Origin of the sequence: Moritella sp. 24, from assembly GCF_018219155.1 — a bacterium.
Classification (GTDB): Bacteria; Pseudomonadota; Gammaproteobacteria; order Enterobacterales; family Moritellaceae; genus Moritella.
Genome location: NZ_CP056123.1, coordinates 1,716,938 through 1,737,681, shown reverse-complemented (window position 1 = coordinate 1,737,681; position 20,744 = coordinate 1,716,938). Strand labels below are relative to the sequence as shown.

The 20,744-nt window shown below is 39.4% G+C and carries 21 protein-coding genes; 4 read left to right on the top strand and 17 right to left on the bottom strand.

Annotated elements, in window-relative coordinates:
• Window positions 1-42: 42 nt before the first annotated feature.
• Genes HWV00_RS07840 through HWV00_RS07830 form a run of 3 tightly spaced genes read right to left on the bottom strand, consistent with a single transcriptional unit; the run spans window position 43 to window position 2,203 of the window.
• On the bottom strand, window positions 43-1,422 hold the full coding sequence (locus tag HWV00_RS07840; protein ID WP_211685544.1) for a hypothetical protein: 1,380 nt from the start codon (window positions 1,420-1,422) through the stop codon (window positions 43-45).
• A 5-nt stretch (window positions 1,423-1,427) separates the two neighbouring features.
• Window positions 1,428-1,769, bottom strand: a complete 342-nt coding sequence (locus HWV00_RS07835; protein ID WP_211685543.1) for a DUF2249 domain-containing protein — start codon at window positions 1,767-1,769, stop codon at window positions 1,428-1,430.
• Entirely contained in the window at window positions 1,769-2,203 is a 435-nt protein-coding gene (locus tag HWV00_RS07830; RefSeq protein ID WP_211685542.1) for a hemerythrin domain-containing protein, read from the bottom strand. The genes HWV00_RS07835 and HWV00_RS07830 overlap by 1 nt, the downstream gene beginning before the upstream one ends.
• A gap of 137 nt (window positions 2,204-2,340) precedes the next feature.
• Between HWV00_RS07830 and HWV00_RS07825 the strand changes: the two genes are divergently transcribed.
• The 3 genes from HWV00_RS07825 (at window position 2,341) to HWV00_RS07815 (ending at window position 4,279) form a co-directional block, all read left to right on the top strand.
• Window positions 2,341-3,144: a sterol desaturase family protein gene (locus HWV00_RS07825; RefSeq protein ID WP_211685541.1), complete on the top strand. Its 804-nt coding sequence runs from the start codon at window positions 2,341-2,343 to the stop codon at window positions 3,142-3,144.
• Window positions 3,145-3,178: 34 nt separating this feature from the next.
• Entirely contained in the window at window positions 3,179-3,583 is a 405-nt protein-coding gene (locus tag HWV00_RS07820) for a hypothetical protein (RefSeq protein ID WP_211685540.1), read from the top strand.
• 225 nt (window positions 3,584-3,808) lie between these two features.
• Complete coding sequence (locus tag HWV00_RS07815; protein ID WP_211685539.1) at window positions 3,809-4,279, top strand: type II secretion system protein; 471 nt, start codon at window positions 3,809-3,811, stop codon at window positions 4,277-4,279.
• Between the two features lie 78 nt (window positions 4,280-4,357).
• Here the strand turns inward: HWV00_RS07815 and HWV00_RS07810 are convergent, their stop codons facing one another.
• The 11 genes from HWV00_RS07810 to HWV00_RS07760 form a co-directional block, all read right to left on the bottom strand.
• On the bottom strand, window positions 4,358-5,713 hold the full coding sequence (locus HWV00_RS07810; RefSeq protein WP_211685538.1) for a PKD domain-containing protein: 1,356 nt from the start codon (window positions 5,711-5,713) through the stop codon (window positions 4,358-4,360).
• Entirely contained in the window at window positions 5,713-6,012 is a 300-nt protein-coding gene (locus tag HWV00_RS07805) for a hypothetical protein (RefSeq protein ID WP_211685537.1), read from the bottom strand. The genes HWV00_RS07810 and HWV00_RS07805 overlap by 1 nt, the downstream gene beginning before the upstream one ends.
• A gap of 386 nt (window positions 6,013-6,398) precedes the next feature.
• Entirely contained in the window at window positions 6,399-7,742 is a 1,344-nt protein-coding gene (locus HWV00_RS07800; protein ID WP_211685536.1) for a lipopolysaccharide assembly protein LapB, read from the bottom strand.
• The gene (locus HWV00_RS07795) at window positions 7,739-8,353 is read right to left on the bottom strand and encodes an energy transducer TonB (RefSeq protein WP_211685535.1); all 615 of its coding nucleotides are present in this window, start codon (window positions 8,351-8,353) and stop codon (window positions 7,739-7,741) included. The genes HWV00_RS07800 and HWV00_RS07795 overlap by 4 nt, the downstream gene beginning before the upstream one ends.
• On the bottom strand, window positions 8,353-8,757 hold the full coding sequence (locus HWV00_RS07790) for a biopolymer transporter ExbD (RefSeq protein ID WP_211685534.1): 405 nt from the start codon (window positions 8,755-8,757) through the stop codon (window positions 8,353-8,355). The genes HWV00_RS07795 and HWV00_RS07790 overlap by 1 nt, the downstream gene beginning before the upstream one ends.
• Entirely contained in the window at window positions 8,754-9,290 is a 537-nt protein-coding gene (locus HWV00_RS07785; RefSeq protein ID WP_211685533.1) for a MotA/TolQ/ExbB proton channel family protein, read from the bottom strand. Before HWV00_RS07785 ends, HWV00_RS07790 begins: the two co-directional genes overlap by 4 nt.
• Before the next feature lie 3 nt (window positions 9,291-9,293).
• Complete coding sequence (locus tag HWV00_RS07780) at window positions 9,294-10,751, bottom strand: MotA/TolQ/ExbB proton channel family protein (RefSeq protein WP_211685532.1); 1,458 nt, start codon at window positions 10,749-10,751, stop codon at window positions 9,294-9,296.
• Entirely contained in the window at window positions 10,748-11,548 is an 801-nt protein-coding gene (locus HWV00_RS07775) for a DUF3450 domain-containing protein (protein WP_211685531.1), read from the bottom strand. The genes HWV00_RS07780 and HWV00_RS07775 overlap by 4 nt, the downstream gene beginning before the upstream one ends.
• A 156-nt stretch (window positions 11,549-11,704) precedes the next feature.
• On the bottom strand, window positions 11,705-13,801 hold the full coding sequence (locus HWV00_RS07770) for a TonB-dependent siderophore receptor (RefSeq protein ID WP_211685530.1): 2,097 nt from the start codon (window positions 13,799-13,801) through the stop codon (window positions 11,705-11,707).
• A 250-nt stretch (window positions 13,802-14,051) separates the two neighbouring features.
• Window positions 14,052-15,449, bottom strand: a complete 1,398-nt coding sequence (locus tag HWV00_RS07765) for an ATP-binding protein (protein WP_211685529.1) — start codon at window positions 15,447-15,449, stop codon at window positions 14,052-14,054.
• Window positions 15,446-16,117, bottom strand: a complete 672-nt coding sequence (locus tag HWV00_RS07760; RefSeq protein ID WP_211685528.1) for a response regulator transcription factor — start codon at window positions 16,115-16,117, stop codon at window positions 15,446-15,448. The genes HWV00_RS07765 and HWV00_RS07760 overlap by 4 nt, the downstream gene beginning before the upstream one ends.
• Window positions 16,118-16,347: 230 nt before the next feature.
• On the opposite strand from HWV00_RS07760, the gene HWV00_RS07755 reads away from it, so the two are divergent.
• The gene (locus HWV00_RS07755; RefSeq protein ID WP_211685527.1) at window positions 16,348-16,704 is read left to right on the top strand and encodes a PilZ domain-containing protein; all 357 of its coding nucleotides are present in this window, start codon (window positions 16,348-16,350) and stop codon (window positions 16,702-16,704) included.
• Window positions 16,705-16,783: 79 nt separating this feature from the next.
• On the opposite strand, the gene HWV00_RS07750 is transcribed toward HWV00_RS07755, so the two are convergent.
• The 3 genes from HWV00_RS07750 to HWV00_RS07740 all read right to left on the bottom strand — a co-directional run bounded on the left by HWV00_RS07750 (window position 16,784) and on the right by HWV00_RS07740 (window position 20,731).
• A complete protein-coding gene (locus HWV00_RS07750) occupies window positions 16,784-18,043 on the bottom strand; it encodes a glycosyltransferase (protein ID WP_211685526.1) in 1,260 nt (419 codons plus the stop codon).
• Between the two features lie 103 nt (window positions 18,044-18,146).
• The gene (locus HWV00_RS07745; protein ID WP_211685525.1) at window positions 18,147-19,352 is read right to left on the bottom strand and encodes a hypothetical protein; all 1,206 of its coding nucleotides are present in this window, start codon (window positions 19,350-19,352) and stop codon (window positions 18,147-18,149) included.
• Window positions 19,349-20,731 (bottom strand): DUF3131 domain-containing protein, encoded by a 1,383-nt coding sequence (locus tag HWV00_RS07740; RefSeq protein ID WP_211685524.1) that lies wholly within the window; start codon window positions 20,729-20,731, stop codon window positions 19,349-19,351. Before HWV00_RS07740 ends, HWV00_RS07745 begins: the two co-directional genes overlap by 4 nt.
• Window positions 20,732-20,744 lie beyond the last annotated feature (13 nt).

The following is a 20,744-nucleotide window of genomic DNA, read 5'->3' as shown; positions in this document are numbered from 1 at the left end:
TAGCAGTCCATACGATAACGCATCATGTACTCACGTGATGCGTTATGTTAACAACGCAACATCAATCTCTTTAGCAATAACATGATAACGATAGCTCACCCCCAGCATAAGTCCAAGTAGATAACCAAACTGCACAATGATAGCCAATGCCAACAACCCGTAATAAGCAGGGTTATATAACGTAATCAATAAAGTGATAAGACTTAATATATGGCTATACATCAAGACTTGCATACGCTGCTTACTTAATAACGTATGCATGTTCGGTAACAATGCAAATGCTTGCATATGAAAACCACATTGTCGTTGTAGATGAAGATAAGCTAAAAAAGGAACGATTTTAATGATCATCGCCATGATCACACTTAATACCCAACCATAAATAAATACAGACGCCAATGTTAACGGTGACCAACCCAATCTAAATAGCAAATCTCCCGCTGCAGGGTCGGCAGTTGTAATAACACTCATCACTAGACTCACAGTGCAACAAAATAACAAACAACTGAGTGCAATAAACCAACACCTGACGCTGGTATCTTTAATTTTTCGCTTTCGTTTGAATAGGCAGTGCATTGCTGTTATTGCATAGGCTATCAAGCCGAGTTTTAATAAACTGACACAAATAGACTGGGCTACTTGTAATATCACGGTATTTGTCAAAGTAAGTTGAGTAATAACGAATGTCAGCAAGGTGTGCAAGAGTAATACGCTGAATAGAAATACGGGTAAATAACGCGTGCACCACACTGGAAATGCTGGGGCTACGTGAAACATAGGTAATACTTGAAAGCTCACACCGATAATCACTAAGCTAACCCAACCGATGAGCCCCCAACTGGCATGGCTATCGGTCAGTTTTTTCGTGATATTGAATTGCCCTACAAATAAATAGTCCGCGAGTAGTAAACTTGCAATGATCCCGACTATCAGCACAGCAATAAAACCTAATCGCATGGCATTAATTGATACGCTAACATTATTACGCTGCCGTATTAACCATAATATCGTACCAATAAAACCGCCAAAACCAAGCGTAAATGCACCACCCGCTAGGCTAAAAAATAAATCACTATTCAAACCAAACATACTGGCTAAAAATGCAGTCATTAATGACAATGTACCCATCGATATAGAGACTAATGTTAACATTGAAATCAGAGAAACCTGAGGTAACGACTTCCCTGAAAGTACAGGTAACAGCTGGAAAATAGCGCCGCACATGATCATAGAAATAATACCAATCACGACGGCATGAGTCACAGCAAGAGTGGCAGGATGCCAGCGCGTTAACCACATAGACTCCCCTGCAAACGCAATAATAAGCGCACTAATAAATGCAAATAGTGGTGCAGCAAAAAAGAAGCGCATTGGTATTGAAAATTTAGGTATCCTTTCAAAATCTAATCCAGCCAGATTCATTACGCTTATACCTCTGCCAAAGCTGAAAGAGCCAACTCGTCTACTTTCAACGCAACACTAATCACAACAGCCAAATCTTCACAAGTGCCATCGTGATTGCTGTATTTATTCATCTGTTCATCAAAAAATGTTGATAAATCACGCTCACGACTATTTATATCAACACGATAAACGAATCCCAATTCGGTCAATTTAGGGTACAAAGGTATTGGATTTTTACGATGATAAATAATCAAACACTGACCTTGAGATAATGTCGATAATGCCAACAACACTTGCCGCATCGGTTCCGGTGCTTCTAACTCACTAACATCAAGAGAGATAACCTGCAATCCACTGTTCACCATTATAAGTGCGCTTTAACTTGCGTTAACACCATATCGGCATCAGGAAGATGGGCTTGTGTCATAGGGTATAACATCTGCTCTTCTTTCATATTGTGCTGTTGCATTAAAATCATTAAGGTTTCAGAAAGGCCTAAGAACTGAGTTTTATTCTCTACACTCAGTTGCTCGTTCATCTCTACGATCAATTGACGCATCTGTTCATGCTCAGCACGCATAACTTGGGTTGGCCCCATTGTCATGCCCGTCGCTTGCTCAAAGGCCGGAAATAAAATCATCTCTTCTTGCGCGAAATGAATATCAAGATCAGCAGTAAATATCATCCATAGGCAATTAGCCTGTGACCAGTTACCTGCAGATACAGCAAACTCGGTCGCAATAAATGAATCATCACAATGACGATGCTGTGCAGTCATAAAACTTGGAATTGTGTCCATAATAGCCTTAAAATCATAAACTGTAAGTGTATGCAGGTTATATTACTGAGCCACAATTTAGTTGTAATTGATATATGTCTATTCCAGCATAAACACCGTAAAATAAACTGCTTAAATATGATAATAAGGAATAATGTATGAGTGAATGGCTTATCGCTAACGGTAATACGCTTAGAGCAAGTGCATTTATTGGCTTGCTTATTCTACTCGCTATCAGCGAATACTATAAACCTAAGCGTCCTTTAACAAGGTCAAAATGGCAGCGCTGGAGCAACAATCTTGCAGTTGTATTCATCAACAACCTTGTACTTAAATTATTTGTTCCTTTTGTTGCGATTGATGCCGCTATTTTTGTCGAACAGCAGCAATGGGGGTTACTCTCATTAACAAGTTTAAATAGCGCTGTGATCATCGTCACTTCAGTTATGCTTCTTGATGCGGCAATTTATTTTCAACATAAAATTTTTCATCAAATACCTATGTTATGGCGTTTACATCGGATGCATCACAGTGATCTCGATATTGACGTAACGACAGCGATCCGCTTTCACCCCATTGAGATTATACTGTCGATGTTCATCAAGGTTGCAGTCATTATTGCCTTCGGCGTGCCTGTTGTTGCTGTTGTGCTATTTGAATTATTGTTAAACCTCACTGCAATGTTTAACCACAGTAATATACGTTTACCAGACAAGATCGACCGCTTTATTAGAACAATTTTAGTTACACCAGATATGCACCGAATTCACCACTCAACAGACAGTCATGAGACAAATCATAATTTTGGTTTTTGTTTACCTTGGTGGGATAGATTGTTCGGGAGTTATCAAGCACAACCTAAATTAGGTCATCAGAAAATGGAAATAGGTTTGCCTTATTTCCGCGACTCAAAAGAATGTAAAATTCAGCACATGCTCACGCAACCGTTTAGAAATAAATAAAGTAATATTAACAACATTGAAAGGTATCAATAACGTGACAACTCCTACTAACTCTTCATCAATAATCTCTAATGATGACGCTCGTAAACTCAGTCGTAAAGTCACGGCTGATATAGCAACAAAACAACTTGATGAGATTTTTATCGACAATAATGTGTCTATCGATGTACAAATCGCTGTGACTGAATATCAAGGCAGAAATCCTGAACAATATTTAACAGTGTTAAGTACTCACCTACGTCCAGCCTATTTACGGGTGATAACAGAGTCATTACAAACTCAGAACTTGACCGCATTAGATGCTAACAGCCATTATCTAAAGCTCAGTAAAACGCACAAAAACATGCTTGAAGCGTTAAAACAACAAGCTAAGTACAAACAATTAAGCGATACGCAGATTATTGAATTCGCGTTATTAGGTTTATTAAAAAATAAGTAGATTTTTATACACCTAAACATATATAAATTACACAATCATTATGTAAATTAATTGACGTATTCACATACTATAACTTTAAATAATAAAATATTAAAACAACTAAAAATCAGTGCCTTACATTTAATTTGTCTTATTTTAAAATACGTATTTTACATGTATAGTCACCAATATTCAGTCAGCGTACGTGCGCATTATCAATATTTATAATTTAAAGGTCATTTAAAAATGAAAAAGAATATAGGTTTTACACTAATTGAATTGGTGATTGTGATTATTGTTCTAGGTATCTTAGCCGCAACCGCTGTACCCAAATTTATCAATCTGCAAGATGATGCTAAAAAAGCGGTTATCGACGGTGCTGAAGCAGCATTTCACGATGCAGCAAAAATTGTCTATTCTAAAGCGGCGATCAACGGTGTTGAGCGCGACGCTAAAACGACAATTGATGGAATTAACATCGTATACGGCTCTCCAGAAGCAACATCAGACACGTTATCAAATTTAATGGAATTATCTGGTTTTACATTCGCCAACGGTGGCATTGGGTTTATTGGCATATGGGCTGATAATGCGGGGCATAATGATCCTTGCTTCGTTTATGCAGAGGCTACAGATACGACCCCTTATACAATAACAAGAAAATCGGTTGATGCGAGAACATCTACTTACGTATGTAATGGCACACCACCTAACTAAAAATAACTAAGCCCTGCATTATGCAGGGCTTATCACTATTTATTTCATGTTATATCAGTAATAAATATAACCCCATATTTATGGACACGCAGTTTCTAATACGTTCGCAGTTAGCGTTGGACGAGTACGTCTAAATGGCATATCCGTAATAAACGTACCCACTTGTTCCGCACACCAAGTCCCCGCCTGCTTCTTATCTAAAATAGGTAAGTCACTGACAAAACAACTTGCAAGTTCTTCTTCTCTGTTTGCACCACTAGAGGTTGACGTCGAGGTAACTTGACACGCAATATATTCAGGCTGCTCTATCACCGGAGCGAATACTTCGATGTCTCGAGAAACGCTATTTTCAATACCTTCTTCTGAAGTAACCGTCAGCGCGATAGTATATAAACCCGCATCAGCAAACGTATAAGTAGGATTAGCCTCACTTGATACGCTTAAGCTATCGAAGTCCCATGCATACGTCGTAATTGGACTTGTTTCATTTGATGCATCAGCCCTAAAGTTAACAGTTAAACTTGGTGACTCTTCAAGCGCATCAGAGGTAAAAGTAACGACTGGTGTTGTAGGCTCTACAGCAGGATCATAAACCGTTACCGCTTTACTATTGCTTGCCGTTGTTCCATCACTGCCCGTTACATCTAATTTTACGGTATAAGTACCACCAACAGTATAAACATGAGTTGGCGAAGCAAGCGCAGAGGATGCACTATCACCAAAGTCCCACAAATAATCCGTAATACTGCCGTTATCAACACTGGTTAAATCTGTAAATGTAGCTTCTAAGTCTGTCACTACGACACTGAAATCAGGTTGAGGATTAACAGGATCAATCACATTATCCGTGATTGTAATTGGATAAGTCACTGTATCTGTTTTATTACCCAACTCAGAAATAACACTTAACGTAACGTTATAATCACCCGATACACTATACGTATGCGAAGGAGACGCTAATGTCGATGTATTACCCGGTGCTACATCGCCAAAATTCCAACTATAACTATCAATAGTGTCATTGCTAACCGTTGAATTATCAGTAAAGGTAACCGTTAAACCATCTGAACTATAAGTAAACTCAGCCGTTGGCATACCTGGTATTTTAGCGACTGTCACATCACGCGTGATACTGGCAGTACCACCATCTTCAGTCGTGACAGTAAGTAGTACACTATAGGTGTCTGCTGTTGCGTAGGTATACACAGGATTAATATCAAAGCTATTGTCCGAATCATCACCAAAATCCCACAGATAACTGTCTATCGGACTATCTGCACTTGTCGATGTATTTGTGAAGGTTACTTTGAGATTATCTTTTTGTGTTGAAAAGTCAGCCGTTACCGCTGATGAGTTCTGATCGTCACTATCATCAGAATCACCAAAACAACCAGATAATGCACCTAATGTCATTACGAGTAATAATTTTTTCATTATTCAACCTCCTCAATCGTAACAAACACCGGACAAGTGACTTCTTCATCATAAGCAGCTTCAAGAACAGTCACTTGCACTTTTTTAGGAAACCCTATAACTGGAGAGCACGGTATAATGTAATTACTATCAACAAGCTGAACAGCATCCCCGTCTACAACAATATCAACAGCCCCGTTAGTTGCATTAATAACACCCAATACATTTTTATCATAACTCGCAGAGGTCACTTGAAGTTGTGCGATAGCAATAGTACTCGCACTCATCAATGTCACAGCAAGCAGTAACTTCTTCAACATGGTCAATATCCTTATTTAATTTTGACGATAACGTATTTAACTTTGAAGATGAACAGTCCCTATCCACCCGCAGAAAAGGTTAGCATTTACGGTAAAAGTTAAAGTGCGAACGGCATGTAAGCAGTATGATATTGAAGATAAAAGAAGTATTAGAAATGCAATTAATGGGCAAGAACAAAGTCAATCATAGCAAGTAGTTAGTTACTAAGCGTCATAAACTTAAGTAGTAAAAAGTGAATTAAAGAGATTCGAGAAGTAAGTTTAAAAACGTGACCAATCGCATCAAATAGTAAGGATAATACCGGTAATAAAACCGGTATTCCTTAAAAATAGAACGATTACTTAAATAAAGTGATTAATGACATCACAGCAAACACATACAGCGATTAACTGTTAATCTGTCGTACCTGCTGTAAGTATTTAAGCCAGCCTTTTGCACTCGCTGATGGTGCAATATGCTGTGCAAGCTTGGCATGTGTTATCGCACGATCATATTTTTCAAGTTTGTAGTAAGCACGTACTTTCGCTAACTCTATCGCGGCTTGCTCTTTTTTACTTCTATATTGCTGAATTTGCTTGTGGTTAAGTTCCACTAAAGCCGCTTCATAACGCCCTTGCTGTAATAACAACTGTGCTAATGGCCAACGATACTCCGCAGATTGGCTTTCTGACAAGCTAAGAACATCACGCCATGTGCTAATCGCACTATTCCACTCTTTCGCCATTTGCCAATACTGCGCTTGCTCTACTAACATTTTTTGACGTTCAGCATTATCAGTCGCCTCTTTGGCCAACAAGCCTAACTCACGAGCGGCTTGCTCAGGGATACCTTGTTGAGCATACAATTGCGCTAATGTACGGCGCTCTTGTACACTTAATTCAAGTCCTTGGCGTTGCGCTAAAATCAATGTCGTTAACGCCGCTTCTGGCTGTGATGTTCGTAGCTGCAAACCAGCCAATTGTTGCCACCACAATAATTTATCTGGTTCTACAGCAATGATGCGATCTAATGTATCAATTGCAGCAGGCCAGCGTTGCAGTTGCGATTGCGCTGTCAATTGTAAATTTAACGCCTGAACTTGATCGCCTTGCGTATTTAACGCGTCATAAGACTCAATAGCACTCAACACCTTATTCCATTCGCGTAATTGATAATGCGTTTGCGCGATACGTAGCCACAACTCAGTAAACTCTTTAGGCTTAATATTTGATGCTTTTTTCTTACGCGCCGATGATATTTTACCGCTATTTTCATGATCCTTTACGCTTGTATTGAGCAATACATCATCTATCAACACATAACTATCCACGAGCACATAATAGTGCGGCAAAGCTTGTTTATATGCTTGCTGACTCAATAAGATATCCGCAACCATACGCTGCGTCATCCAAGTCTGCTCAGTCGGTAATAACTGGCTTTCAACAGCTAAGGATAAATACTTTACCGCTTGTTCGGTATTTTCTTGTTGCCAATGAAATATACCCAATACACGTTGAACAAAAGCTTTGTCGTACGCTTGTCGCGGGGTCAGTTCTGCCAATAAATCAATAGCATCACTGTAACGTTCTTGCTGCTGTAACGCTTGCGCTGCTTGTATTTTACCTGCTATAAACTGCGTTAACTGTGGAGGGTTAGCATAGACAGATGATGTAAATAGCGTTGATGAAAGCAATAAGGTTAAACCAAATGCCAGCTGTACTTTTAACTTGTTTAAATAATGTAAGTTCATCGTTCTAATTTAAACTCCAAGGTCACAGTCTGGTTAACTTGCATAATCGCTTTCCCCTCTTCCAATTTGGGTTGATACTTCCATTTTCTTAATGCTTTTACTGCAGACCTTTCAAATAAACGTCTCGGTTTCGCATCCATCACTTTAATATTTGTAGGACGACCCAAGGTATCAATCGTGAACGACATTTTAACCCAGCCTTGAGCACCTTGTTTCATTGCTCGCGACGGGTAACGCGGTTCAACACGATACAATGGCATCGCTTGCTGATTCGCACTAAATTCACCAATCGCAGGTAATCCAACTTCAACACCAATACCAGCCATATCAATACCTAATACTGGCATATCAGGTAAAGCTAGAGCTTTAGTTTCAGCATTTGCAACAGGTACACTATCTGTTGGTGGTGGCGCATTTTTAGGTTGCTCAGGTAATGCTCTTTGACGACGGTTAACATCACGTTCTTGCTCAACCATGACGATATCAAATGCTTGTGCGTTTGATTCTTCAGGTTTACCAGAGTGACCATTATCAACCATCCAAGCCATTAACGTAAACAAACCTAATGTCATGCCTAAAGCTAAAGGTAGAGCAAGTAAAAAACGTAACATTAAGACTTCTCCGCCGCCAATGCGATACCTTTCACGCCTGCGCCATTTGCAGCATCCATTACTTTCACTACAGTGCCATTAAAGGCATGCTCATCAGCTTGGATAACTAACGACGCATCAGGTTGAGAGAGTAATAAGTGCTCTAATGTCGCCTGTACACGCTCAACATCCACCATACGTTTATCAATATAAATGTCATTGTTAGATGTAATGGCAATAAAGATACCCGCGCCCGCTTGGCTTACAACATTACTTGCTTGAGGACGGTTAACTTCAACCCCTGATTCACGCACAAATGAGCTTGTTACAATAAAAAAGATCAGCATGATAAAAACGATATCTAACATAGATGTCATATCAATTTGTGCATCTTCACGCGCGGCTGAGCGACGATTAAATCTCATGTTCTATTCCTCAATAATTTTTCTAATCTGTTATAGCGTATATCACAAGCTTTCGTTAATCGTGCGTGCGCAAACATACCAGCCAGTGCTGCAACCATGCCTGCCATTGTCGGTAATGTCGCTAATGAGATACCCGATGCCATTAGCTTAGGTTCACTACTGCCTAATGTCGCCATGACATCAAATACACTGATCATGCCCGTTACTGTTCCTAACAATCCCAGCATAGGGCAAATAGCCACCAGCACTTTCAAAAAACTAAGGTTCTGCTGTAATGCTTGCTGCGCCTGTAGTAACCACCCACCACGTATAGCTTGTGCATGCCATGAACCCTGTTCTGTACGAGCTTGCCAACGAATTAACAAGTCGCGCTGTAGCGAGGGAAAATAGCAATACAAATACAGCAAACGTTCCATCACGCAGAACCAACACAACATAACAACAGCGGCAAGCCAATAGAGTATTGGCCCCCCTTGTTGCATAAATTGATTGACGCTTTCGAGCCAATCAACTGACGTTATATCAAAGTGCATAACTTAGCCCACTTGTTGCGTAAGAGGTGTCACATTCGTATTATTAACAGCGGCAACAGCTAACTTTTCAGCTTCTTCTGCGACTAAGCTAATGCCCTGTTTTTCTAACGTATCGCGAATGTTATCGGCTTGCGTACTCAATATGTTATGTGCAAGTAATAACGGCATTGCGGCAACTAAGCCTAATACTGTCGTGATTAGCGCCATAGAAATACCACCGGCCATCACTTTAGGATCACCATTACCAAATTGTGTAATAACTTGGAATGTTTCAATCATGCCTGTTACCGTACCGAGTAGCCCTAACATAGGCGCTAGCGCTGCCAGTAACTTCAGCATAGATAAACCTTTCTCTAAACCTTGCTGCTCATCAACAACAACTTCCATCAAACGCAGTTCTAACGCTTCAGTACTGTTATGCAATGCCGATTTAACATTACTATCTACATACACTTGCAGAATACGTCCTAATGGGTTGTTACCTATATTGCTTGGGTTCGCTAGTTGTTGCTGGATCTTACGACGAGCAAGCAACAATTTCATGCCTTGTACCAGCGCAATCAATAAACCAACCACAAGTAATGACATGATCACGTAACCCACAGTGCCACCATTTTCTAAACGGTCTTTTAATGTTGGGGTATTCTCTAATTGTGCTAGCATCACACCACGTGACGGGTCTAATACCACAACATTACCTGTTACATCAGAGTTGATAAGATCTGCCGCAATAGGTCCTTGTTCTGGTTGTTTTAAATAAGCCGTTGCAGTTTGCTTTTCAGCACTCCAAGCGAGATAACCTTGCTCACCAACCAAACCAATACTACCCAAACGTACAGCTTGTTTATCAGCAACGACCCCAGAGCCATCAATCACAGCCACATTGACTGATTTAATTTCAGCACTTGCTTTAATTTGTTCTGATAGCGCCGACCATAGACCAGTTAACTGCGTCATTGACGGTAATTTTTTCGCAGCAACAATATCTGTCACTATCGGTGAGAACGTTTTACTGTCGATACTGGTAACAGAGCTATTTATTTCACTGTTTAATTGCTTTGCCGATTGGCGTACAACACCAAATAGCTCACCTAAGCTGCCCGTTTCCAAACGTAAGCGCGTTTCTAGTTTTGCTAGTTTTTCTTCATTGCCAGTAAACTGCTTACTTAATGATTCAGTTTCTTTTTGTAATTGACGTTGTTTAGTCAATAATGCCTGACGCTGCTGCTTAATCTCACGTTCAGTTAATTTAAATCCAGCTTCACGCTGCTTTAATGCTTTTGTGAGCTGTTTATTATCTTGCTTGGTATCACTTAATAAGGTTGCACTGACAACGTCAGCCTCATTACTAACAACCGTGTTATTCGCCGCGATAGATTGTGCACTAAAGGTTAATGCACCAACAACCAATGCCTGTGTTACCAACGATTTAGCTTGATTCATTGCTGTATATGTTTTCATTGAGCATTACCTACACGTTGAGCCGTTGTCACAGGAAGAGAGATTAAACTTGGAGCGATTTGTTTATTTGCCATTTTGAAGGCTTTATCAATTTCACTAGTGTGTTCTGAAATGACCACCCACGCCTGATTTTCATCATGCCACTGCCAATAATTTTGACTGTCTAAGCTACGTGCAATAAAGGTAATTCGACCAAGGTGCAGTAAATCAACCGTGATACGCTGTTCACCAGCAGCAAGAGCTATTTCGCTTTGGTATACACCCAACTTAGTACCGTAATCGATTTCGATTTGGTACGCTTCTAAGATACGGCGGTATTTCTCTGCATCGCTCACATCAGCCTGACCCATCATGGTATTTAACTTGGTTAAGCGTGCTAAACGTTGCTCTTTTTTAATTGGTTTACCGGTATTAATGATACTTTCTAGTCCAGTCAGCATTTTGTACATCAAAGGTACTATGCCTTGGCGTGTACTTTTTATGCCTGCTAACTGCTCATCTAAGCTCGTCAACTCTTGATTTTGATTGTTAACTAATTTAGCCAAATGGTCGCGATATACGGCTAGATTGTCGACTTCTTCTTGTAAACGTTCGATTTCAGCCTGCATGCTTAAAGTACGGTCTGCACTCTTATCAATTTTTAACTGGCTGTTAGTCGCAGTGTTATTCATCTTTTGAGTCAACGCTTGCGCATTTTCAATACTATTTTGGCTATCACTAGCTACTGCTAAATTGCTAAACGTTGCACTACCAACCGCAGCTACGAGTATCAGAGAGTAAGATTTTTTTAAAAGCATAATTAATCAACATTCGAGTTAAAATTTAAAAGGGATAAAACCACAAAAAGCAACAACCGACATCTATGGGATCCAAGAGTCGATTGCTGCTGTTTAGTAAGGCTTTAACTATCTCGCTTAAGCTTATATTTGCTTAGCATATAGCCGCCTGTATTATTAATAACGTAATTGGATTGAAGCCATGTAGTTACGACCTTCACCAATGATAGTTTTCTCTTCACCACCACCCGCTAAGTAATCTGTATCAAACAGATTTTCAATATTGAAACGTAATACCAAATCCATGTCCTTATCATAATTAATGGTGTGCGCAATACCTGTATCAAAGCGTGTATAACCATCTTTTTTATAAGTATTACCTTCATCACCAAAACGTTCACCAACATAGATAGCACCTAAATTCACATCGGTGTTGTTCGCAAACGAGTAACGACTCCATACACTTGCTGAAAATTCAGGTACATCCGCAGGACGATTACCATCAATATCACCATCAAATGCATCATGAATTTCAGCATCTAGATACGTCATTGAACCACTTAATGAAAATGCTTCTGTTACATAACCCATCGCACTGAATTCAGCACCACGGTGAACTTGTTTACCAGCTTGTGTTGTTTCAGAATCATAATCAGGGTTATTTTTAATCTTTTTACTAATCACTACATTTTCTTGAGTAATGTCAAAGATCGCACCAGATACAAATAGCTGGTTATCCATTAATTCCCATTTAGTTCCAAGCTCATATAATGTGCCTTTAACAGGATCTAGCTCCGCCCCTTCATTCATATCCTTCTCAGTTTTAGTACTAATAGGATCTTTAGGTTCAAAACTTTCAGAGTAAGTAGCATAAATAGAACCATTTTCTAGTGGATGATAAATCACACCTAATTTTGGTAATACGTTGTTATAAGTATGTTTTTCATTAACTTCACGGTCAAAACGTAAACCAGCGAGTACTTGCCACTGATCGTTAACCGTTACCATATCCTGAACATAGATACCGAATGAATCTCGCTCAGTAATACTCTTAGTACCGTTGCTATAATGAGTGCCATCAGGCTTATCAAAAGGCTGGCCAACAGTTCCTTTATAGCCTTTAGTACTATCACTTAGTTTTGAGTAGTAATAACCTAACCAGTTCGCACCAATTAATGTTTGGTGTTGCATACCTAACGCATCAAATTCACCAACAAAGTCAATAAATGCTGTATTAAATACCCAGTGATCCATACGATCATAAACCTGATAATCGACTGTACCGTCATTATTTTTAAGGTAACTTTCAGGGTCTGTGAAACTCTCGGTATCATGACGTCTGAAGTCTTGGTTGTTATAACCTAATTTCATGTTCCAGCTGTCAGATAGCTGTGCTGCGATATCAAAACCAGCATTCTCAACGTCATTCTCAATCGTTGACCACTGTGCATCCCAAATATGCTCTTCACCGAGAATTGGTTTACCGGTGTCAATATCAATATAAGCACCTGAGTCAACATTACCGTTGTCGTTTGTTTTATCGTAATGAACTGACAGTGTCACTTTGTCATTTAAGTCGTAATCAACAAATAAACCACCAACAAAACGCTCTGTCGACGGTGTGCTACCATCACCATATGTACGCCATGAGTCGTAACTTTGTTTTGAAACAACAGCACGTGCACGTAGCGTTTGTGCATCATTCAACGCACCACTTACATCAACAGTCGTGCGAGAGTCGTTATTAGAGCCTAAATCTTGGCTAATATTCACTTGCGTTTCATAAGTTGGTTTTTTAGCAACCATGTTCACTAAGCCACCTGGAGCTGACTTACCGTAAAGTAGGCCTGCAGGGCCTTTTAATACTTCAACGCGCTCTAACAGCTCAATCGGTTGACGGTAGTGCGACCAATGCTGCTTACCATCACGTAAGAAACCACTGCTACTTTCTAAATCAAAACCACGTAATTTGAATGATTCACGGTTACGGCTTACACCACCAGCAGAAATACTTGAATCATTTTTCAGTACATTACCTAATGTGCTTGCTCTTTGCTCATCAATTAGCTGTTCGTCAATAACCGTTACTTGGCCCGGAGTCTCAAGCTGAGTCGCTTCAACACGCATTGCAGTACTGTTAGTATCAACTTTAAAGCCATAGTCACGACCGACAACTTCCATGTGCTCATCTGTTTCTACCGTTTCAGTAGAGTAAGCACTTGGCGCTGCAAGTACTGTCGCAATTACGACAGCTAATCGAGTTTTACAAAACATATTCCGTTGTCTCCGATTCATTTTAATTAATTTAAATTTTGCGCCGACGACTGTAGGTCGACTTGATGAACAGGATTCTAATTGATAATCATTACCATTTGCATGAAATTTACATTCTTTGCATTAGTCATAAGTTGCCGTTTCAAAAAATTGGGCTAATAGGATATTAATTGACCAATGCTGCATATAAAAAGCGCCTATTCCATATTGAAATAAGCGCTTTCTATAAATACATTAAGATATATATCAACTAAGGGATAGGAAATCGCAATTTTACCGTGACGCCATTATTTACATTTAGTTCCGCAATCGCTTCACCGCGCATAATCAGCATAGCCTCCTTTACAATCGCCAGTCCGAGTCCATAACCGCCAGACTGTTTATTCCTTGCTTGCTCAATACGAACAAACGGATCAAAAACTCGTTCTAATTGCTGCAAAGGTATACCAATGCCATTGTCTGCAATAATGATGTCTACAAACTCCGCTTGTTCGCAGACTCTAATATCAATCGTCGCTTCATCTCCTGCGTACTTAATTGCATTCTCAAGCACGTTTTTTATCGCTCTTAAGCATAATCTGTTGTCAGCTAACACCATCGCTGTCGCATTATCTAATTCAACATTTAGCGACTGCTGTGGCTTTAAATCTATTTCATTTTGCATGACTTGGATTTGACACAAAGATTCGAGCTGTGTCGGTATCAGTTTTACTGACACATTCTCATGCTCCAAACGGCTAAACTCAAGTATCTCACTCACTAAATTATTCATTTCTGAAGATTGGCTTTCAAGTTTATCTAATAAGTCACTCACGTCATCAGGACAACGCTTACGTAACAAATGTAAAACCAAACTGTGCCTTGCTAATGGCGTTCTTAATTCATGCGATACGTCAGTGATCAGCTTCTTTTGTTTACCAATCAATTGGTGGATATGCTCAGCCATATCATCTAAATCTTGTGCAAGCTGATTAAATTCAGTAACGCTCTTACCGACTTGGTGAGATGCGCGAATACTAAAGTCACCTTCGGCTAAACTTCGACTAGCGGCTTGTAAACGATGTAGTGGCTGTTGTAAATGCCGAGCGAGTAATAATGAAAAGATTGCGAGTAATATACTGGTGATAATAAATTGGATAGCGGCGAAGTAATAAGGAAAGTTATGTGCCGGATGTTCCTTATCGGAAAACTGAACAACTAACTGATAACCCGGTCGTAGAGGCAAAGAAATGACGGGCTTACTAACACGTTTGTCTAAGATCGTATCAAGTGGGCGGAGATAACGTAATTTAAACTTAAAGTGTGGGTGCATAATACGCGTGCCCACCTCTTCAAGTTCATCATTAAGTACAAATAAATAACTCGATTGCGCCTCTTCCCACTCTGCGAGCTGATTACGGTCTAGCTTCCCTTCTGCGTCTTTATTATCAAGCAGCTTATTCGCCTGTTCGGCAAGATCTAGCATTTCAGTTTTGACGGTAGCAGGCAAATGCAGCAGCACACGGACCAACGCCATTTCTGCAATACTTTGCAAACTGAGGATCAAGATAAGGGTAATCGCAAAATAGCTGAATAAACGAAATGCCAATCCTTGGCGATCACCTAAAAAAAACCACCTTCTTGCATTTTTTACACAACTCAGGTTCATGTTGCCATACTGCCTACGTGTTCAAAAAAGCTATAGCCTTTACCGCGCACTGTTTTTATGTGCAATTTTGATAAACCTGATTGCACCATTTTTCGACGGATATTACTGATGTGCATATCAAGGTTACGATCAAACGGGCACAAGTCTTTCTTTAATACTTGTTTTTGTAATTCACTTTTTGATACGACGATTTCGTGGCGAGACACTAGATATTCAAGTAACTCCGCTTCCGTAGCGGTGAACGATAGACGCGACAGTTGAGTCAACAGTGAGCTCTCATTACCTAGATTTTGTCTTTGCTTTTCTAAGCCTACACGACGTAACATCACTTGAATACGCGTTAACAGCTCAGGTACATGATAAGGTTTAGCGATATATTGGTCAGCCCCCGCTTGTAAACAGTCAAGCATCGCGGTTTCATCAGCTAATGCAGTCAACATTAAAATCGGTGTAGCAAAGCGCTGACATATACGTCTTGCCACCTGTAATCCATTAATGTTGGGTAACATCACATCAAGTAATACCAAATCAACAGGATTAGATTGTATATAGTCTAATGCCGTTTCACCACAATGCACGCTATGCACCTCGTAGCCATCTTCAAGTAAAACTTCAGTGAGTAGTTCACACAGCTGTATATCATCATCGACAATAAGAATTTGCGACACAGTTAAAAATACCTTAATAATAACAATTCGTATTAGTATTTTAATGAAGATCGCTTGTAATCACAACAAACATTCAACTACACTTGATTAAGATCAACGTCACAAAATCGAGATAAGTGAATTACAGCTGTATTTTGTCCTGCTAACCGATTAATTTTAAGCTAAATTTAGAAGAGATAACGCCATTTTATTTGCTAGCTTGCAAATCTACATAAATATATGGATATACTATGTTTAATGTAAAAAAAGACCTCTCTTTAAAAGTAAACCGTGAACATGCACGCTTTAATTATTGGGAGCAAATGCCCATATTGTATGTGAATAAATTAGGATTTTTTGACATATTTAAGATCCCGATTGAGGTACAAAATATATCTAAATCAGGGCTACTTGCAAAAGTGAAAATAAAAGGTAAAAAAAAGGATAGATTCACCGTAAACGAAAGCTTAGTTATTGAATTTGACAACTATTTCACAGACGTAATACCGACATCTGTCGTCCGCTGGGATCCTGAGAGTCAATTACTTGCGGTGAAGTTCTGTCGAGACATAAAGTTGATAGAAAGAATTGCACTGAATATTGCGTAATATCGAACAGTACCATGAACTAAAAACCTCAACTTTTCCTTTCAATAAAGTTCATGAGGTTTTTATTAGTATTCGTTAATCAAGCTGCTTGAACTGCTTTTAACCATGCCTCTATTTCTGCTGGAGACATGACATCAGGGTCTCCGAGTTCAGAATCAGGGGTATTTTTAAGTTCCAACGGCAAGGTATCAATAATTTTCTCTAATACTTCGTGAGATGACACTTGCTGTTCGAATACTGCCGCCATTTCTTGGCTATGCGTTGCATTACGTACTCTCACCGCTTTAATTAACCCATCTAACAATGTAAACCAAGTTGTCATTGGTCCTTGGACTATCGAAGCAGACTCTGCAGCTGAATCAATAAATGCAAATGGTACAGTTACAATATCCGTTTTTAGCTCCATTGCCGCCAAAATCCAATCTGTATCAAATGAAAAGTCATACACTGTTGGTGACGCCATTATTTTTACCAGAACCTCACGACTGTATAGTTTAAATGCGGCCTGCGTATCTTTAATACCTTGACTAAATATTTGCTGACCTATCATTCTTTGCATATGGCGTAACGTCTTAATACCAACGCCCCAGCGTTCTTCTTGCTTCACTAAGATTGAATCAGAATGTTTGCGATTACCCAATACAACTTGATAATTTTCAGTCAGGTATGGTTTAAGCAATAAACCTAACTGACCAAGGTGGACTGAATTATCTGCATCTGTATAAACGACACAGTCGACATTATTCGCAAGTGCTCGCTCACAACCATAGACAATCGCGCCGCCCTTTCTAGAGTCATCCACATGTTTTAAATTTTGAAGCGGCCCTCTGTCTGTCGGAATGACATCAGCTAAACTCAATACAGATACGTTTGCTTTATCTGGATGACTCGCTAATATTTTACTTGCGATACTTGCGCTACCGTATGGACAACCATCATCAACAGGGTAAAGCTTCCAAGTCACCGGAGTGCCATTAGTGATCCAGTTTAATTGATTAATTTTTACATTAAGCGAATCTTCACCATGAGGATTATCACTGCTTTTCTGCAGAAGACGATTATGTTCTCCCCACATTGCAAAAACAATCCCTACCGTCATTGGTTTAGAAACCGTTAATAAATAGCGTTTAGATTCAACTAGCTTGATTGCTAATCGAAATTCGAGAGGACAATCATTTTCTCTCGCTAATGTTTGATAATAATCAGTTGAAATATCTTTCAAGCAATAGAGAGTATTAGCTAAACTGAGAAGGTTTTTTTGGTGTGAAGGCGCTGTTAAATCAAATTCTTGGCTTGAATTTAACAGCGCATTTTGTATGAGTTCTTTTGATGTAGTCATCGCTAATCCTTTATTAACTATGGTCCTTGGGCTTAATAATAAAGGTAGTATTTAGATGACTATCGCACATAAACATAATGAAGAAATTTGAAGTGACGCGTATTTAATTTTCACTCATTGGGGCAAAGCTACGGCGTTGTAAAGCCTCAACATTTTTATCTTCTATCGTTGCCATCGTGCCTCTTGATAACGGATTAGGCTGGCTTATTTTAACATCAACCTTTTTTACGCTATCAGAAGTAATATCAGATGTAATAGGTGTCGTAATTTTAGGATCGAACTCTTTAATTTCAACTAAAGGGATACTTTCAAATGATTCTACTTCAGCACTATCGCTCACCGATTGAGACAAACCAGAACCCACAATACGGCTAGGTATAAAGTTAGGTTGACTACTCGCTGAGGTTTTTGGCTTTGATAAAGAATCAGGCGCTATAATACGAGGAGAAATACTTTTTACATTATCCGATATAACGTCAACATCATCGACTTCAGTATTCGCAGTTTTAAGCTTAGTAGCCTCGGAAGGCTGCGCTGCTACATCTTTATCTTTATCTTTATCTTTATCTTTATCTTTATCTTTATCTTTATCTTTATCTTTATCTTTATCTTTAGGCATCACAATAATCGGACTTGGTACAACAGGTAGTGAAATAACTTTAGTCGGTGTTATTTGTTTGCCATGAAACGTTGATGTACCTAAACCTGATAACTTTTTATTCGGCTGAAAAGCCCCTTTGTAATTAACGGAAGGTTCTTGAGATAAGACCTTAATCGGGGCTGGTTTACCACTCAAACCTAACTTTGGTGTTGTAAATGCAAACAAAGACAGTTTGTCATTCCAGACTTGTAACATAGACAAATCTTGCTGCCAACGATCACTTTCATTCATAGAAAGATCATTCACCTGCATAAATGCAGATAGCTGTGTATTTGTCGCTTCAAAACGTCGATGTAGTTGTTTTTGTATTAGCGGCCAATTTGTTCCACCAGTCATTAAATAGCGCGTACTATCCGCCCAGTATTGATATGCGATGACATCATTGGCTTTATCTGCAGACATCGCAGCGAGTGCTTCTGCGAAGCCTGCATATTGCCACATTTTACGACTACCAAGCTTGGCTTCAGAGCGCAAAAATACCACACTTAACTGATGCCACTGGCTTGCTGCTAACTTAAAATTACCCTGACCAAGATAATAACTGGCTTTACTGTAATACTTTAATTCGATATCAACAGGTTGCGCACTAACGGAAGTTTGATAAAAACAGCTACATATCACTATTATCTTCATCCATGTTTTTATCATCTAAATGTCTCCACATGACATTTACCTGGGTGGTTAAAGCGAGAATTAAAGCGTACATCCCGGTATTCTTTTGCTTTACTCGGTTTATATAACTTACCATTCGCTTTATACAATAATGCTTCAAGCACACCTGCATTGGTCTTTAAGGTAATAATTTTTTCATAACTACCATTCACTTCATAACGCCCTTCATACCAACCTCGGTCTGGGTCGTACAACTCTCTTACCAACACCATTAAATGGTCTGTATAGTTCGTTTTCCATAACGCCCACATCTGAAAAGCCACACGTGTAGACACTAAAGCAAGTTCATCATAGACAGAGCCATCTTCAGCAACCGTAAGCCAAGGCGTACCTAACGCATAAATACTGTCATAAACAAAATAAGGTTCACCTTCAACTACATGTTCACCACGTGCAGTGTAAATACGTTCTTCATCCCAACGAGACTCCTGAACACGGTAAACAGAATCAGCCATTGCCGACAATACATCGTCGGTATGATAGCTATCAAGTGAAGCAGTATCACTAATGCCATCCCAGTTGAACTCGAGCCCAAGTTGTAAATAAGGCGTGCTCATGATCGGCCTGAGTACGTTATATTTACGTGGATCTCGACCATCAAACAGTAAATCAATACCATTAATTGTCGCGACTTCATAAGGATTAACATTCATACTTTTAGCCGGTACAATTTGCCAGTCTAAATAACCGTAAGAACTATACTCCTCGATGCCCAAGCGCCCCTCTTGAAAACGTTGAGGTTGCCCGTTTACAATTGAACCTGCAAATAATGAACCTTCTTCATTCACTAGCTCACAAAAATTCCAACGTAATACCGCTTTATCAATGTATTCTGAAAACTCTTGATTACGTTGCTTAACCAACGCGAGAGCGATCAACAATCGACCAATATCAACAGATGACCAGCCAATGTCATTTGGTTGCATGCCATAATCAATCATTTCACCAGAACTTGTTGAATACGCTAAATTAGGTACCGAGACTTGGCTTAGTGGCATCTCAACTAAGAACGTAATAACCAATGATAAACGCTCATCATATTCTTTACTGGTGATTAATTCGAACTCCTGTGCCGCAATTAACGCAATCAAATAATCTGCTAATGCACTCATATTTGTACTTGGAAAATTATCGAGCGAATTCACTAATCCTGTTTTTAACTGGGTATTATTTTCAACATATAGCCATGCAGTTTGCGCCCACTGCAATTCATCTTCATTTAATTCACCAAAGCGTCCCTGTCGGATGATTTGAGATGCATTAAATGATGTAATCCCCTCTTCCACGCTTTGGTATACAACCCCACATGAGGTTAATAATACTGCAGAGCATGCCACCATTAGTTTGCTCAACATGTAAACTCGTTCC